This is a genomic window from Yaniella sp., assembly GCF_030453185.1.
GTDB lineage: Bacteria > Actinomycetota > Actinomycetes > Actinomycetales > Micrococcaceae > Yaniella.
Window position 1 is genome coordinate 16,029 of the sequence record NZ_JAKDKW010000007.1, and the last position, 15,803, is coordinate 31,831.

14 protein-coding genes and 1 pseudogene are annotated in these 15,803 nt (G+C 54.8%); 2 read left to right on the plus strand and 13 right to left on the minus strand.

Going from position 1 to position 15,803, the window contains the following annotated elements; all coding sequences use genetic code 11:
* Positions 1 to 9: 9 nt before the first annotated feature.
* From tatC to L0H14_RS02215, 4 genes are read right to left on the minus strand one after another with little or no spacing between them, the layout of a single operon-like run.
* The gene (gene tatC / locus L0H14_RS02200; protein WP_301418847.1) at positions 10 to 882 is read right to left on the minus strand and encodes a twin-arginine translocase subunit TatC; all 873 of its coding nucleotides are present in this window, start codon (positions 880 to 882) and stop codon (positions 10 to 12) included.
* A gap of 15 nt (positions 883 to 897) precedes the next feature.
* The gene (gene tatA / locus L0H14_RS02205; RefSeq protein WP_301421350.1) at positions 898 to 1,182 is read right to left on the minus strand and encodes a Sec-independent protein translocase subunit TatA; all 285 of its coding nucleotides are present in this window, start codon (positions 1,180 to 1,182) and stop codon (positions 898 to 900) included.
* A 48-nt stretch (positions 1,183 to 1,230) separates the two neighbouring features.
* Positions 1,231 to 3,231: a YafY family protein gene (locus L0H14_RS02210; RefSeq protein ID WP_301418851.1), complete on the minus strand. Its 2,001-nt coding sequence runs from the start codon at positions 3,229 to 3,231 to the stop codon at positions 1,231 to 1,233.
* Positions 3,232 to 3,233: 2 nt separating this feature from the next.
* On the minus strand, positions 3,234 to 3,629 hold the full coding sequence (locus L0H14_RS02215) for an FKBP-type peptidyl-prolyl cis-trans isomerase (protein WP_301418853.1): 396 nt from the start codon (positions 3,627 to 3,629) through the stop codon (positions 3,234 to 3,236).
* A gap of 287 nt (positions 3,630 to 3,916) precedes the next feature.
* On the opposite strand from L0H14_RS02215, the gene L0H14_RS02220 reads away from it, so the two are divergent.
* Positions 3,917 to 4,081 carry an AlpA family transcriptional regulator gene (locus tag L0H14_RS02220; protein WP_301417747.1) on the plus strand — a complete coding sequence of 55 codons (165 nt, stop codon included), beginning with the start codon at positions 3,917 to 3,919 and terminating at the stop codon, positions 4,079 to 4,081.
* 57 nt (positions 4,082 to 4,138) lie between these two features.
* Here L0H14_RS02220 and L0H14_RS02225 read toward each other — a convergent pair whose 3' ends face one another.
* The 4 genes and pseudogenes from L0H14_RS02225 to L0H14_RS02240 form a co-directional block, all read right to left on the minus strand.
* Positions 4,139 to 5,299 (minus strand): hypothetical protein, encoded by a 1,161-nt coding sequence (locus tag L0H14_RS02225; RefSeq protein WP_301417744.1) that lies wholly within the window; start codon positions 5,297 to 5,299, stop codon positions 4,139 to 4,141.
* 72 nt (positions 5,300 to 5,371) lie between these two features.
* The gene (locus tag L0H14_RS02230; protein ID WP_301421352.1) at positions 5,372 to 7,498 is read right to left on the minus strand and encodes a lytic transglycosylase domain-containing protein; all 2,127 of its coding nucleotides are present in this window, start codon (positions 7,496 to 7,498) and stop codon (positions 5,372 to 5,374) included.
* 214 nt (positions 7,499 to 7,712) lie between these two features.
* Positions 7,713 to 8,111, minus strand: coding sequence for a hypothetical protein (locus L0H14_RS02235; RefSeq protein ID WP_301421354.1), 399 nt, complete (start codon positions 8,109 to 8,111; stop codon positions 7,713 to 7,715).
* A 64-nt stretch (positions 8,112 to 8,175) separates the two neighbouring features.
* Positions 8,176 to 8,268: pseudogene (locus tag L0H14_RS02240) on the minus strand (polyphosphate kinase 2); the annotation flags it as partial.
* A 148-nt stretch (positions 8,269 to 8,416) separates the two neighbouring features.
* Between L0H14_RS02240 and L0H14_RS02245 the strand changes: the two are divergent.
* Positions 8,417 to 9,019, plus strand: a complete 603-nt coding sequence (locus tag L0H14_RS02245; protein ID WP_301417740.1) for a hypothetical protein — start codon at positions 8,417 to 8,419, stop codon at positions 9,017 to 9,019.
* Positions 9,020 to 9,147: 128 nt separating this feature from the next.
* Here the strand turns inward: L0H14_RS02245 and L0H14_RS02250 are convergent, their stop codons facing one another.
* From L0H14_RS02250 to L0H14_RS02270, 5 genes are read right to left on the minus strand one after another with little or no spacing between them, the layout of a single operon-like run.
* A complete protein-coding gene (locus tag L0H14_RS02250; RefSeq protein WP_301417738.1) occupies positions 9,148 to 9,942 on the minus strand; it encodes a heme ABC transporter ATP-binding protein in 795 nt (264 codons plus the stop codon).
* Positions 9,939 to 11,045, minus strand: a complete 1,107-nt coding sequence (locus L0H14_RS02255) for an iron ABC transporter permease (RefSeq protein ID WP_301417736.1) — start codon at positions 11,043 to 11,045, stop codon at positions 9,939 to 9,941. The genes L0H14_RS02250 and L0H14_RS02255 overlap by 4 nt, the downstream gene beginning before the upstream one ends.
* The gene (locus L0H14_RS02260) at positions 11,045 to 12,187 is read right to left on the minus strand and encodes a hemin ABC transporter substrate-binding protein (protein ID WP_301417734.1); all 1,143 of its coding nucleotides are present in this window, start codon (positions 12,185 to 12,187) and stop codon (positions 11,045 to 11,047) included. Before L0H14_RS02260 ends, L0H14_RS02255 begins: the two co-directional genes overlap by 1 nt.
* On the minus strand, positions 12,187 to 13,077 hold the full coding sequence (locus tag L0H14_RS02265) for an HtaA domain-containing protein (protein ID WP_301417733.1): 891 nt from the start codon (positions 13,075 to 13,077) through the stop codon (positions 12,187 to 12,189). Before L0H14_RS02265 ends, L0H14_RS02260 begins: the two co-directional genes overlap by 1 nt.
* Positions 13,078 to 13,117: 40 nt before the next feature.
* Positions 13,118 to 15,784 carry an HtaA domain-containing protein gene (locus L0H14_RS02270; RefSeq protein ID WP_301421353.1) on the minus strand — a complete coding sequence of 889 codons (2,667 nt, stop codon included), beginning with the start codon at positions 15,782 to 15,784 and terminating at the stop codon, positions 13,118 to 13,120.
* Positions 15,785 to 15,803: the final 19 nt, after the last annotated feature.

Here is a 15,803-nt window from a genome sequence, read left to right on the forward strand (position 1 = left end):
AGGCTAATGCTAGTCCTCACGAGTAATTTCAGACAGTGGCTGTGCCCCACGCTGAATCTCCGCTTCGCCGGCACTACCTTGGGCGGCCATTTTCTTTGACCGCCGACGATCGCTGAGTAATGCTATCCCAAGCGCCAGTGCGAAGAGCAGAGCAAGTGGTGCACCGAGATAGAACATCGTCATGACATCCGAACCTGGTGCGCCCATCGCTGCGATGACGGCGATCAAAAACACTGAGATGCGCCAGTGTTTCAGCATGGTCTTGCCTTCTAAAATCCCGGCCATGTTGAGTCCGACTAAGACGACGGGGATCACCAAGGCAATGCCGAACGCCAGCAGGAGCCGAGTGACAAACGGTATATAAACGGTTGCTAAAACTCGGTGTGCACTACCGTCAGGAGTCAACGAAGTGAAGAAGGCCATAGCCTGCGGCAGCGCGAACCACCCGAGTGCGATGCCTCCGATGAACAGTGGTACGGCGGCCGCGATGAACCCCATGGCATATCGGCGCTCATGCTTTCGCAAACCCGGCACGATGAATGCCCAGATCTGGTACAACCAAATCGGTGAGGCAAGGATCAGCCCAATAAATAGAGCCACCTGAAACATGATGTCAAAAGGCTGTGCTACAGAAGAGAAGATCACTTCGACGGGTGCATCTTCGGTAGACAGGCTTGTAATGGGTTCAGTCAGTATGCTGAAAGCCGGTTGGTAGACGATGAAACCGACTATCGTTCCCAAAAGGATGGCAAGCCCAGCTTTGAAGAACCGGTTGCGTAATTCCCGAAGATGCTGCCGAAGCGACATCTGTCCCTCGAAAGAGTCTGAACGCTTTTTGCGTCCTTTTTTCTTCGACGCGGAACTCTGATCAGTTGAAGTCATGGACTCGGCAATAAGTTACTTCGAACGCTGTTCTTCCGAGTCTGAATTCGCAGAATTTTCGCTTTGAGGAATGACGGTGCCTTCGACAGCCGATTCGTCATCTTCAGCATCGGAGTTTTTGGTGGCTTTGGCGCTTTCCGCACCCTTGCCATCGGACTTCATTTCTTTGACTTCTGACTTCAGAATGCGCATCGACTGACCCATGTTTCGTGCCATTTTTGGCAGCTTATTGGCGCCAAAGAGCAAGAATGCCAGCAGAACCAACACCAGAAGAATGACCGGGTACCTGAAGATGTTCATTGTCTACCTTTCTATACAGCTGACTCCATTGTACAGCTGCCATCTAACTTACCGGGCCGAGCCATGAAGAGTCGTCATAGTGCCGTTCATCATTTCCCAGATGGTTTCGCGTATTGCTTGGGGCTGTACTACGACGATCTGTCCGGCGTGTGTTGCTAATAAGTCTAGCAATGGCGTCAGGGTTTGGAACGCCAACTGGGCGAAAATGGAGCCGTCATCAGCGATGGCCGTGGCCGTCGGGTGATAGGCATTCATGACGTCCCGATAACGATGGGTGGCATGGACAATGACGGTAAGTGCCTCTTTAGTAACCTGTGGTGCGATGGTATTTTGAGACACTCGACGTCGAGCAGGGTCAAAAGGTAGCTCAGTGATCGATGCTGAGCCGATCCGATCCAGACGGAAGGTGCGGTGCCCTGAAGTTTCTTGACACCAAGCATGAACATAGCCGTGCCCCGAGGTATAGAGCAACTGCAGTGGTTCAATAGCGCGAGTGCTGATCCCACCGGATGATTCTGAGTAGTAACTTATGCGGATCACTCGGTGTAGTTGGGCTCCCTTGTGGAGTACTTCGGCGACCTCATCGTCCTCCCCCAGGCTCAAATCCGGATGGACAATATGATCTTCAGATCCTACGTTTGGATCAACCAGATCGATGGCCTCGCGAAGCTTGGATCCCAAGGATTGTGCTGCCGACTGTTGTGCAGCGCTAATTCCTGGGATGGTCGGAACTGCGTTGAGCCCCGATATCAGTCCAAGGGCTTCTGGCGCGGAGAGTTGCCAGGGTTGTGCCAACAACTCGGCGTTGGAAATCTCAACTGGCTCAGCATGTGGATCTATTTCGAACTGTCCGCCGGCAAAATCAGTTTCTGGCATTCCCCAAAACTGCATGGCCGATAGATCCTCGGTCAGCGTGGCGTCGTCGATATTAAAGCGCTGACAGACTTGCTCTCGAGGCATTGTTCCACCGTGTTGGTTCACCACGGCCACGATACCGAGACGCCGTGAAATCACGTCCCTGTCACCAGTTCTACGACGGGTGCGAGTGACTTTAAGCAGTTTTGGTACGGACAACGCTGAGGCCCCGGTATGGGCGTCACGAACCATGGCGGTGATGTCGCCAACAAGTTCGGCGAGCTCGGCGCTCTGCTGCGGGTCCACGCGCGCATTGGTGGTCAGTGCTGCGATGCTGGCTGCGACCTTCAACGGATCGCGGTAGGTAAAGTGCAACAGCTCCCACCCGGAGGAATGCTGGACGACGTCGGCGCGAATACGCAAGCTCGAGGAGACGTTCTCGGCGACCCAAACGTATGCCTCGGCGGCAACTTGTTCGGTGTGCAGGCGTGCGCGAATAGCTTCTATGCTGAACTGTTGCGGCCGCAACGATGACTCTCGTTGTCCATCGAGTGCGTCGTTCGGCAGCAAGGTGATCGCTTTGGACTCGATACGGGAGAGTCGGAAGATCCGTTCGTCGTTGCGGTCCAGATCCCAACCCACCACATACCAGTGTTGGTGGGCCATAAATACGGCCCATGGCCGCAGTCGTCGATTGACGATCTCATCACGGCCAACGGTGCGGTAGCGAAAGCGGATAGGTGCTTGTTCTCGGGTTGCCGCCACGATATCTGTGAGGAGGGACTGTCCCGAGGCAAGCTGTGCGCCGACGAATGGAGGACTGGCAGGCTGGCCTGCTGTCATACGAGTCAACGCAGCGTGGATGGCATCTTCAATTGGGGTCTTCATCCACAAGGCACGCGCCTGGTGTAGCGCGATGATCTCATCATCGGTTAGCGCGAGATCAGGGAGATAAAGCCGGTCGCGATCGATCAGGTACACGCCGTCGGCGGTGGTTTTTTGCTGCCACTGGACGGGTACGCCAATGGCGGTCAGCGCTTCTTTATCTCGAGAAAATTGGCGCTGCTTGGCCGCCGTAGTGGTGTTCTGGTGATCGTAGAGATAATTGAAGATGTCATTTTTGGCGCGTCCGTTTGCTCCGGCTTCTAAAAGAAGCCAGAGCAGCGAAACGATACGTTCCGCGGAACGGGACACAGTTAGCGAACCTCCACCAGGTCAACGACGAAGATGAGGGTTTCATTAGGACCAATGTCGTTGCCGGCACCATTTTCCCCGTAGGCCAGGTGGGATGGGATCTCGAGACGACGACGGCCGCCGACCTTCATACCCAGTAATCCCTGATCCCAGCCGGTGATAACCTGGCCAACACCCGCGGTGAAGTCCAGTGGTTCTCCGCGGTTCCAGGAGGCATCGAATTCAGCTCCGGTGGACCATGCAACGCCCACATAGTGGCACGAGATAGGTGAGCCAGCGATGACTTCTTTGCCGGTCCCTTCGATGATATCTTCGATCACCAGTTCTTCTGGCGGGGTATCGCCCGGGAAATCGATTTCTGGGCGGGTACGGTCTAGTTCGCGTTTACCAAATGACATGTGGTCTCCTTTAGTCGGTAGAATTTGATGTCTTCATGTCTACAGGCGCGTGGCACTGCGCCAAATTCCTTCCCCACAATACCCGCTACTCCCCTGTAAATTCCTCAAGATGCCCTTTCAAAAGTGTTCATAAAGTGTTCGTAAAAGTGTCCATTATCCCCACAGAGCACTCTGGGGCCATCATAGTGCCCCCGGTGACCGGTGTTGGGAAAGACGCCGGACACTACCTATGTATGGCTGTTTCAAAAGTAGAACCGAAGATAACCAAGCATGATCTCCCTCGACTCATGACCAGAGATGAGGTTGCTGAGTATTTAGATGTTGCACCAAAGACATTGAGCAACTGGAACTCTGCCGGCACTGGACCGACACCTGTGAGGTATGGCGGTCGCTCTGTGAAGTACCTTCCTGAAGATGTCTACGAGTGGGTACGCAGCAAACGGGCGGCATAAAAAACGCCCCGGCCACCATGACGATGACCGGGGCGCTATGCGCAGAAGCTCAGATGGTTACGGTGCGTCCTCTGGAATACAGGGGCTACCGGAGTTGTCAACGAAATCGTCTGGGTCCACGTAGTGGAAGTCATCGATGACGTTGGTTTCACCGGTGGTGTCGATGGTCGCCTCTAGTGTGCGTGGTCCATCAATGACTGGCTCCATGTCATCGGCAATCCACGCCCAGCACACGCTCATGTCCACTGCGCTGTCGTTCTGGTGGTCCAGTGCTTCATATTCGATAATCCATGGGTAGGACTTCGCGCTGTGCTCATATGCTGTCCACCAAGATTCAGACGGCGTTGGGCGGTGCGGTGTTTGCACGGTGTCAGCTAGCGCGCTGGTCATTAAGGGCTTGGACCGGATGAGTCCGTCTGTGTGGTGAATGTCTTCTCCGGCGTCCCAGGTCGTTGAGACCTCGACAAAGTGCAAGGCAAGTTCATCGACAGACAGACCTTTAGCAGAGGCGTCACTGGGCACCGAAATGTCTTGTGGACCCATAGCTTTCAGTTCACTCCACGAAGGTCCGTCACCTGCTGCAACCGGAGGTGCTTCATCCTTGACGGTCTCCACAATTAGATAGTCGCCGGGGTTATATCCAGTGCCTTCCATCCAGGTGTGGAATTGTTCACGGCCCTTATCTTCGTGGCCGGAATAGAGGTGCAAGTGAACACCAAAGTCATGAGTTGAAGAACCCTCTGGCAGACCCTGATAGGCACCATAATGGCTGCCCTCTTGTGGCAGATCATGCAAGATAGGGTGCTTGTCGTGCATATCTTCGGCAAGCTCGTGGTACTCCTCAGTCACGATCTGCTCTTCACTAACCGCTTCCTCTTCCTCGACAAGCTCTTCAGCTTCTTCCGATGACGGGATCAGACTGACGTGCACGATCTGCGCTTCGCCAGGCTCCACGGTGATTGGTAAGGAATCGGGTTCAAAGCCTGCACTAGATGCTTCAACCATGACTTCACCTGACAGTTCTACCGTCACCACTTGCCCATGGGTGATTTCTCCCATATCTTCACCGCCTACTACGACATCCACCTGGTTGGGCGATACTTCAAAGGTCAGCTCAGTTTCAGGGGTGCTCCAAGGTCGGAGCAGAGCCAATACGATGACGGCTAGCACTGCGATAATCCCAGCAATGGGCCAGTATGTCTTGATCGACTTCGACATTGCTCCTCCTTTGGAGAATGTTGGAAATACTACGTGTTTAGATGCTCAGTGTCCGGACACTGAATATACCCACTATTCGGCATTCACTAGACGAGCGACTTCGTACCCGCCCCTGCCGTCAGAAAGGTAGGTGTGGTGGCCTGATGGTGGACGTGTGCTTAGTGACGCGCCCTGTGAACGACCATCAGAACCCGTATGACGCTCACCGGTATAGATGAAGATGTGACCATTCAAAAATAGAATGTCACCAGATTGTAGATCGCCCTCGCTCGACGGATAGAAAGTCTCGTACTTGTCGCTATTTCGTAAATACGACTGCTGCACTGCGGTACCTCGAACGGGGAAACTTTCATCGGCGCCACTGCTGCGCATCACGGTAGCAACGAACACGCCGCAGTCGGTGAAGTAAGCGGTATGGAAGTCAGAGTTGATCCCGGACGATACCTCAACGAATTCTGGTTTTGCAGCGGATCGACCATAACCGTGAGCCATGCTGCTTGGCAGACTAACAATGTTGTCCCAGGCAAGATACATAGAGGCCTCAGTCACGCTGCCGGTTGGGACATCACCACCGCCACCAGGCACACAGTCGGAGGTGTAGTCGCCTTCAGATGCAGCCAGAATCTTTTCGACATATGGCTTGGTCTGCGTCCTGAATTCTCCGTGCTTGAACATTTCATCGAGGTCAAAGTTGTACTGCTGCACCCGACCTTGACCGGCGTTATACCCGGCCAGCGCAAGCTGAGCTAGATGCTCTTCATCCTCGGCATGGTCTTCCATGAATTCCCGCAGATACTTCATGTACCGGCCCTGGGCAGCGATAGAGTCTTCTGGGTCCCAGGGGTCTCCACCTTCACCAAATGATGGCCAGGTTCCAGGCATAAATTGTGCGATGCCCATGGCTCCCACAGGCGACTGTGCGTTCGGGTCCCACCCTGATTCAGCTTGAATCTGTGCACCGATAAAGCTTGTGCTAAAACCTGATTCTGCCGCGGCATCCTCAACGGCTGACAAATACTCATCGGGGATATTGACGGAGTCGCTTCCGCCTCCCCCACCGCCAGGGGTGCATATCGGTCCGCCACCTGACTCAGCACCACCTACCTTCCAGTTGCGCGCCCGGTCAACGATGGATTGCGCTTTACTATCCGCATCAACGATGGGAATTGTTTCGACAACTTCAATCCAGGTATCAAATGTCTGTTCGCGAAGTTCGTCTTGACCTTCAATAGGTGTCCGACCACCAGACGTAACTGCCAGCGTGTACCCTGTGGCAAGGTCCATAGGTACGTCGGTGCCGGTTACCTCGCGCTGTTGTGCAGACAGGGCATCGGCAACCCACCGGGCTTCGTCTTCGATCTCCAGGTCTTCTTCTTGCTCGGCGCCAGGAGTGTCTACGACCAGTTCTTCAACGGCATCATCGGTGAGTCCGAACCATCCGTCATCGGGACGTTCACCATCATCAGTTGATGCATTTTCTTCGGCCAGGACAGAGGACAGCACGTAGAAGTCTGCACCCGCAGTATTGGCTGTGTTTTGCAGCATCCGCTCAACAGTGGCGTTACCGCCATAGGAGGATGATGCTTCTTCGGCTACTGATTCGCCAGCATCTCTCCGAGAGGCGGATTCATGACCAGAGTCTGTGTCGCCGAATAGGCCAAACAGCAACAGTGAGCTGATCACTGTTTGGAAGAGGGTGATGCCTCCAAAGACGACCAAGATAACAGTCCAAAAGGACTTGGACTTCACGACTGCCTTTGCAGCGCCAATACCGGCACCGGCCCAGCCGCCCTTCATCGCCCCCTTGATCGCGCCCGATGCTACTTTTGCAGCGTCTTTGCCGACCTGCTGAGCGCCGCGCTTGGCCATCGAGTCGTCTTTATTCGATCCCCCATCCTCACCGGCTTTGTCGAGGCCTTTTAGTGCATTGCCGCCCATTTTCTTGGCGCGGTCCGACATAGACGAGGACTTCTTCTTTGAGTCACCCTTCGATTTCTGTTGACGTTCAGCAGCCTGCTTCGCAAGACCTTGTTCCTCTTGGTTCAGCTGCTCTTTGGAGAGCTTGGTCGTGCCCATGGGCTTGTCGGCAGCTGGATTGACCTGTGCTGGTGCGCCAGCTTTGGGTTCCGGGGGCTTGGGAGTTTTGGGGGTCGAGGCAGCCTTGGGCTTTGGCTTGGGCAGCTTTGGGGTGTCGGCCACGAGTCGTCTCCAGAGGGTCAGAATTTCTATCCTGTGGAAGTGTCCGGGGTGGAATCGTGACCATCAAGCAAGCGTCAGAGAAGGCATTAAAGTTGCATAGCGTAGAAAAATAAAGAAACTAATACAGAACGTTTCGGAACGAACTCTTAGCTTGAGCGTAAATAACCTCGATTCCGGTTAGTCTCAATGGTTCTAACCGCTCAAATCTATATACTTAACCACCATAGTGTTGAGGACTGCGCCATCTAACTTTTGATCGCACCAACCTTCCTAAAGTAAAAACAAACGCTAAAAGGCTGAAAGCCAAAACAACAGCAAAGATCGCCACGACGGGATTGACCCACCAGGAGACTAAATCATAATCTTCGTTGCAAGGGTAGCTGATTGGAAAATAGGTATTTGGAGCGTGAGAAAGACGATACTCAGAATCATAGGGTTCACCAGCCAAGAAACATGCATCTTCAATTTGGTTTAGAGACGAAGCGTGGCCCCAAAAAAAGAACACCACGAAAGCACCGAGTGAAAGATAGCACACAGTGAACCAACCCAGAGGACCAGGCGACATCACGAAATCTGTCAGGCCACGCATCTTCTTGGCGTTTCTTTTGATCACTGTTCCAGCCGCGCCCTTTCTGACAGAACATGCGCGAAGCCGCTCGTGAAACTGCCCAGCGAACTGGGTCCGGGGTGTGCCCGTCGGTGACTTTATATCCGCCCTCGTGCAGCGTATCAATGAATTCTCGCAAGTTCTGTCGAGGTTGGTCTGGCATGAGTTCTTGAAACACAGCATACTCCTTCGGTACTGAAGCCTACATGGCCCTCCCTTTATTGTGCACTGTCAAGATGAAGTTTTCAGGGTTAGACGCACGCATAGCACTACTTGCAAGTAAATCGCAGGCAAAATAGCCCTTAAATAAGATGAACGACGTGCATGCTGCGCTTGTGGTGATTTTCGCATGCACATCGTTCATCCAGCTTTTGAGGAGTCATCCGCGTGGCGATCCGTTTTCAACACCACTCATCATGAAAACGGACCGCCCCGGCGGTCGCACAGCATCAGGGCAGAGAGGTGACTACCCGGTTGCTGCACGGTACGGTATGTTCATTGCTCGCATCAACGAACATATCGAAAACGGGACTCATATGCCCCCGACGGCGTTCTGTGCACCTCACAACAAATGCAAGAACACCGTGCATGGAAGTGTTTTGGTCATCCGCAACAACACCAACTCCACCATTTTCGACACCTGCAGCGCGCTCACAAAACGCTGCGTGATCGGCACCGTACCCTTCCTTGTTAGCAGCCATCAAAGAGGAAACTGGGCTAACGCAGAAGGAGTTCAAAACACTATTTGTCCGGCGAGCCAATACAGTGTCCGCTTTCTGCATATGCGCCATAGCGGTGCATATCCTTGCGGTAGCTGCTGTCGTCACCGGGCATTCCCCTTCGTCTTGGGACATTATTTCTCTCACCACGCAGGATCATGGAATACGATCAAGTTGAATAAAATCAAGGAGTAAATGTTATTCACTTAGGGTATCCTAACCTGCTACAGAGAATACTATACGTCTGGCTCAGCAGGAAGGCAAGGGTTTAACGAAAGTTCTTGAAATACTGGATTCTGGGAGTCCCGTAGAGACGGTTTTGCCTATGCTTGCCGTCGTGGCAGTACCACTGGCCGTCCGGTATCTGGGTCCGGAATAATCCGTACGGCGGTCCCATAGATCTCTTGCACCCGTTCGGCCGTGAGTACCTGGCCTGGTGTGCCACAGGCCGCCAGCTTCCCGTGATGCAAGATGGCGATGGTATCGGCATAGGCAGCAGCCAGCGATAAATCGTGGAGCACAATAATCACCGCTTGCCCTTGGCGTGCAATTTCTCTTGCGATCCGCAGCACTTCTTCTTGATGCCGCAGATCCAAGGCAGCGGTGGGCTCATCGAGCATAACAATGCGTGTGCGCTGCGCCAGGACACGAGCTAACGACACCCGGGCTTTTTCACCACCGGAGAGCGTCGGAAACGATCGTTGCTGCAGATGCGCAACATCTGTAACAGCAACGGCCTGTGCAATCGCAGCGTCATCCTGGTCGGCCTGCGGTGTACCGATCCACGGCGCACGCCCCATATCGATGACGTCTTGGGCCGTGAAGGAAAAGGCCACCTGGTTTGCCTGCAAGAGCACCGCACGGGTCCGTGCCAGCTCCTTGGCTTCCCAGCGGGCCAGCGGCCGGTCGTCTAAGGAAACCTCACCGGCGGTTGGTTTTAAATCACCGGCAAGCAGTCCGAGCGCCGTGGATTTGCCGGCACCATTTGGTCCGACTAAGGCCAGCACTTCGCCGTAGTTGACATCCAGAGACACGTTTTCGATAATGCGGTGCGAGCCAACCTGATAACTGACTGCATCCAGGGTTAATGCCGTGGTGGTCGAGGTGGTGACGGTCATGCCCAGCCTCCTGCTTTGCGGCGGTTACGTCGAATGAGCCAGAAGAAGAACGGTCCTCCCACCAGTGAGGTGAGCATGCCGATTGGCAGATCCGCTGCTGGAATGAGTGTTCTTGCCAGCAGATCAGCATAGACCATCAAGGTGGCCCCGCCGATAACCGAGAGCAGTAATAGCCATCGGTGGCCGGGGCCGACCAGCATGCGGATCAGGTGGGGAACAACGAGTCCGACAAAAGCAATGATCCCAACGAAGGCGACTCCAACCCCGGTTAGCAGTGCCACCAGGACGACTGAAAATATGCGGAGCCGTTCGACCTTCACACCTAAATGCGACGCCGTCCTATCCCCCAGAGACAATAGATCGTATTGCGATGACAATCCCAGCGCCAGCAGGGTGGCTAAGGCCGACACCACAGCTACAATCAGCACTTCGTTCCAACGCGAACCGTTCAGCGAACCCAGTTGCCAGAACACGATCTGTTCTCGACTCTGGGTGTCTCCGGCGAAGTTGATCAGCGCTAAGCCAGCACCAGCAAAAGCATTCACCGCAATGCCGGTTAATAATAGCGTTACTACTTCGGTGCGTCCTTGGGACCGTGCGGTGGAATAGACGATCAGCGTGGTGATTAATCCGCCGAGGAACGCCAGCACGGCGACGGTCCAGTTCCCAAAAAACGTGAGACCAAATGTGATGGCCGTGGCAGCACCCAGGGCCGCCCCGGATGACACCCCGACCACCCCGGGTTCGGCCAGTGGGTTACCGAAGATGGCTTGCATGACTCCCCCGGCGACGGCAAGCGCTGCACCAACGAGCAGTGACATCATGACGCGCGGAAAACGAATCTGCCACAGCGTCTGTTCAATAAGCCGATCATCCGGGGCCGCACCATTATCAAAGCCCAGCGCCTGGAACACCGTACCGGCTACCTGGGAGGCACCGATCGGAAGTTGGCCCAGGCTGGCAGACAGCACCACACCTAGCACCAACAGCACGACGGTTATGACCACGACTACCAGGTTCTTGGTTGGTAAGCGGTGCCACCTTTTTCGTCGAGGTCGGTGCCCGGGAGTTGTGGTGGTGGCCATGTCTTGGGTTACTGCCATTATTCGTTGCCTTGTGCTGCCCGGGCGGCATCAGCAGACTCGGGTGCGTACACGGCGCGCGCTAGTGCGTCGAGCACGTCGGCTGAGCGAGGTCCAAAGGATAAGATCTGGCCGTCCTCCATATCGACGATTCGTTGATTTTCTCCGGCTGTGGTGATGGCTACCGCGGGTTTTTCTTCCAGTAAGCCTTCAATACCATCAACAGATTCGATACCGCCGGACATCGTCAAGATGAGATCTGGGTCTGCGGCAACCAGGGCTTCGTCGGTCATAGGCTTCATGCCTTCCCATCCCAGCTCTTTGGCAACGTCAACGCCACCCAGCGCCGAAATCAGATCATCCGCACCAGACTCAGAACCAAACATGTAATAGACCCCGGCGTTTCCTCGCAGGTAGAGGAACAACATCCTGACCTTTTCGTCCTCGTCCTGTGGTGCAATTTCAGCAATCTGGGCGATCTTGTCTTCGATGTCCTGTCCGGTTTGTGTTGCCAGCTGTTCACCAACTTCGGTGGCACCGTAAACTTCCGCGACCTGGCGGATCAGGTTTTGGGCACCATCAAAGGAAGATTCATTTTCCAGGAACACGACGGTGATGCCGACGTCGGTCAGTTGCTCAACGACATCTCGAGGTCCCACAGAGCCATCAGTGATCACAACGTCTGGGGCCAGTCCAATGATTGCTTCAGCATTGACCGTGTGTCCGCCGGAGGTGACGGTCTCCAGGTCTTCCGTACCGGCGAATGTGGTGGATTGGTCGACGCCGACCAGCGTGTCCGAGAATCCTAAGGCCCATATTGACGCAGCGATGGAACCGGCCATATCCAATGCCACAACACGCGAAGTATCAGTAATTTCGATCTGTTCTTCTCCACCCGCCTGGGTGTAGGAGGTCACGGTGGTGGGCAACGACTGGTCCGGGTTTTCAGTAATTGGTTCGATCACGGCATCTGGAATCACTGCCGTTGAGGGACCTTCGTACGAGCGAGGGTCCTCTAGCACTTCAACTTCTGATAGATCCTGCTGTGGAGCATCCTGTGCTTGGCCATGTCCGGTGTTGCTACAGCCAGCCAAAAACAGGAGTCCCACTATGGCTGTGGCCAGTGTGGCGGTCAGCTGGGATGTTCTTCGAGTACCGCGCATTAGTTATTCCCCATCATCTCGTCGAATTCATCAGAGCCATGCTGGCGTTGCCTGGTCCGCTGAGGTTTTCGTCCGCCGACAAAGAAGCCGATGGTAAAGCCAATCACTAACAGGGCCAGTCCGCCCAGGCTGATGGGTAACCAGGGAAGCTGCGGCGCCGGGATAATCGTGGGTTCCGGCTGAACCACATCCTCAGCGTTCTCCGGGACATCGGGTTCATCGGTTGTTGCCGTCGCGGAGTCACAGTCGGCCATATCGAAGCTCAATGCTATTGGGTCCAGTGCTTCACCAGCTTCGTAGAAGCCGCCGAAGGCTGCAGCGCCCGAGTTTGTGAGCGTTGTTTGCAGGTCGGTGAGTTGTACCGAACCATCATCCGGTGAGATGTCCTCATCCAGGCTGATTTCGCCCACCCACTGTTGGTCTGCGTCAACGGCTACATCACCATCCATGTCATTACTTATGGTGTCCAATAACAGTGCGGCTTCTCCGTCGCCTTCAAATTCGAAGGTCGGGTTGGCTATGGTTAGGTCTAGCACACCGTCGTGGCCCGTAAACTGCACAGTGCCTTCGAAGGTGATGTCACCGGTTTCTGTTGCTGGATCGTACGCACCACTGCCGTCAGACCAGGTGAAATGGGGTGTGTCATATGAAGCACCTTCTGAGGTGTCCCACGAGCCGTTGGCGATGCTGCCAGAGATGTAGGCACGGAAGCTTTCCTTAACACCCCAGTCCAGTGTTGCATTGGTTATTTGACACAATCCGGCCTCTGCGGTCTCGGCTTCGGTGGTTTGATCGGCAAAGGCAATGGATGGGGCTGCCAGTAGTGCGGCGCCAAGCGTCACCGGAAGCAGTGCTTTGGACAAACGTGCTGTGACGTTTGGAATCCTCACGATTTCTCCTTGAGTAATGTTGTTGTGTCGACATACGGGTTTAGCCATCCGTCAATGACCCTGCTTGCATTCGTCGGTGCCGGGCTACGAGTAAGGTTGAACACCCTGCAATCGATAGGAGACTTCCGGCACTGGCCCACCATTCCCACGGTTGCATTCCGGTCAGCGCCAGTAATACGTCGCTACTGGCCGTATTCGGACTGGTGGGCACGGTCGTGTCCATGGCTGCGGTTGCGCGGGCCAGCAGAATGTCGATTTCGGCTCCGGCATCACTGCTACCCTGCAGGGTGATGATGTGCTCACCGGTGGCATCACTGGGCAATGTGCCCGACCATTCAACCGTGCCGTGTTCGTCGGCAACGGCCGTATCATCGAGCACGATGGGTTCTGCCCCATCGGAATTTTCGTAGAGGACAGCCAACACGCCACTATCTTCTGCATCGAAGCCCTCTGCTTTGATCTTGATGCGACCGCCTTGGCGGATCTGGTCTTCGGGTGTCAAAACCTCGAGGCCTTCGGTTGTTGGAGGGGTATCGGCTGCCTCATACTGGGATTCGTCATCTTCGCCACTCCCTGCGGCACTGGTCCCAAAGGATTCGTTACTTGCCGTGCCCACGGTAAATGTCACCGGATCCAGGTCGATACTCTGGGAGGCACTCACGCCCGCAAGAGAACCGTTGACCGGCACATTCGACCAGGTCACCGAACCATTGGCATTTTCCGTTTTTGTTCCCTGGGCAAGGTCCAGTGGATAGGAAGCCTTCCCGTGGCTGGTGTTGTTGCCGGTGTGCAGGGTGGCCGTGGAGGCATCCTGCACGGTAATAGATGGGTTCGAGACCAGGAACATGCTCATCCCGTAGCCTTTAAAGTTGACCACACCCGAGAAGTTCACGGTGCCCGTCTGGTTTTCCTCGTCCCAGTCACCACCGGTAGCCTGTGGGAATACCCAACCGCTACCGACGCCGCTGGTTTCGATCTGTCCGCCAGCACAGTGTTTACTTGGGGTGGGGCAACTTGAGGAACCAGCTTTCTCGGTTGTATATGCGGCGAAATAGTCTGAGACACCCCACTTCATGGATCCGGCCGCAGAGCCTTCACCAGAGGTTTCGGCTACCGCGGGTGTTGACGAATCGTTGGACGAGGCGTTGCTTTGAGATTTTGGTGAAGCTGCCGGCGGCTTAGCGGTGCCGTGCTTGGTGCCTTCCCCAATGGTCAGGGTGATGCGGTCTAGTTCTTCACCGGTTGCATAGAACTCACTGCTGCCGTGGGAGAAGAATTGTTTGCCCTGGCTATGTAGGTTCACCGGGGCACTGCTGAATCGCACAGCGTCCCCGCCAAGTTCCTGTTTTTTAGCTTTGGCCAGATCTATGGTGGCCAGAGTGATGGTTTTGCCTTGCGAGGTTGTCTGAAGTGTGGCGGAGTTGGAATTTTCGACAACTATCACCGGGTTGGACAGCGTGACATCCATGACGCCGCTGTGACCATAAAAGTTCACGTTACCGGCATATTGGATCTTGCCACTGGACCCGTTCCAGGTGGTGCCAGAGTCTGCCTGTGGGAAGGTGAAGGCACCGTTGCCGCGGGCTTGTTTGGCACCGCCAGATGGGGTAATTTTTCCGTTCGCAATGCCGCCAGTGACGTAGTTCCGGAAGCTTTCTTTAACACCCCACTCCATGCTGCCTTGTACGCCTGAGCTCGAGGCACCTTCACTTGAGGATTTTTTGATGACCGAGACCGTAATATTCTTTGCCGCGGTGGAGTACTCAGCACTATCCGGGGTGAACTCTGCACGGATCGTGTGGTCTCCACGAGACAGTGAGTTGGTTTTGAATTGTGCCTTGCCCTGCTGGGTTGCGGCCTCAGCCAGAACCGTACCGTCGCTATTCTTGAATTCGACACGGCCTGCGAGTTGCGGCGTTACCGTGGCATTGAGCGTTACAGTTTCGCCCTCATAGACCGTCGATGATGAAGCCGTGATTGCCAGAGCCGCTGGTTTGACTGGTGTTTCTGGTTCCGTGGGTGGTGCGGCCTGGTCGATACCAAATTTGACGTTATCCACCTGTTTGCCAGGCTGGTAGTTCTCATTGGTGCGTGCAAAAACATCGGCACCATCTTCAGTAAAGAATGCTTTGGCATCGACCTGCCCAGCCTGCAGTTCATCATGGGTAAATTCTAGATCCACGATCTCTACGCGTTGCTGGTTGTATTGCGGAAAGCCGGCTTCGCCGGGTTGATCCACGATTGCCGACATTTTGGCAGTGGTGGGTGAGGTCAGGGTGATCTGTATGTCAGTAAATTTTTGGTCAAGTGCCCAACTCCCCTCGGGGACTCCAACGCCTTGATGTCCTTGGGACAGCATGGACCCCCGGTAGGTGATCGTCCCGGTCCCGGCGACTGGATTGATTTCTCCGGTGGCTTCAGTCCAGGTAACACGGTGGTTGTCATCCACGGTTGCTGGAGCTTCTGCCTTAATGTGTCCGTTAGCGATGCCACCGGTAATGTATTTGCGCCATTCGCTGTTGATACCCCACGTTAGTGTTCCGTCGCTAACGTTCTGCATGTCATGTTCTGATGTGTTGGTTTGGTCTGCCCAGGAAGCAGTGGCCATGAGCATCGAACCGGAACCAATTGCTACCAGCAGCGTTAGAAGCAGCGTTATTGATCTGCGGATGATGCTTAGGGACATGGTATTTCGCCCCATAGTCATCGTCCTCCTCGAGGTGGAG

Bases quoted from the DNA above. Each gene is read 5' to 3' on its own strand.
- tatC (WP_301418847.1), bottom strand. From the start codon at position 882: ATGACTTCAACTGATCAGAGTTCCGCGTCGAAGAAAAAAGGACGCAAA.
- tatA (WP_301421350.1), bottom strand. From the start codon at position 1,182: ATGAACATCTTCAGGTACCCGGTCATTCTTCTGGTGTTGGTTCTGCTG.
- L0H14_RS02215 (WP_301418853.1), bottom strand. From the start codon at position 3,629: ATGTCATTTGGTAAACGCGAACTAGACCGTACCCGCCCAGAAATCGAT.
- L0H14_RS02220 (WP_301417747.1), top strand. From the start codon at position 3,917: ATGACCAGAGATGAGGTTGCTGAGTATTTAGATGTTGCACCAAAGACA.
- L0H14_RS02225 (WP_301417744.1), bottom strand. From the start codon at position 5,299: ATGTCGAAGTCGATCAAGACATACTGGCCCATTGCTGGGATTATCGCA.
- L0H14_RS02245 (WP_301417740.1), top strand. From the start codon at position 8,417: ATGAACGACGTGCATGCTGCGCTTGTGGTGATTTTCGCATGCACATCG.
- L0H14_RS02250 (WP_301417738.1), bottom strand. From the start codon at position 9,942: ATGACCGTCACCACCTCGACCACCACGGCATTAACCCTGGATGCAGTC.
- L0H14_RS02255 (WP_301417736.1), bottom strand. From the start codon at position 11,045: ATGGCAGTAACCCAAGACATGGCCACCACCACAACTCCCGGGCACCGA.
- L0H14_RS02260 (WP_301417734.1), bottom strand. From the start codon at position 12,187: ATGCGCGGTACTCGAAGAACATCCCAGCTGACCGCCACACTGGCCACA.
- L0H14_RS02270 (WP_301421353.1), bottom strand. From the start codon at position 15,784: ATGACTATGGGGCGAAATACCATGTCCCTAAGCATCATCCGCAGATCA.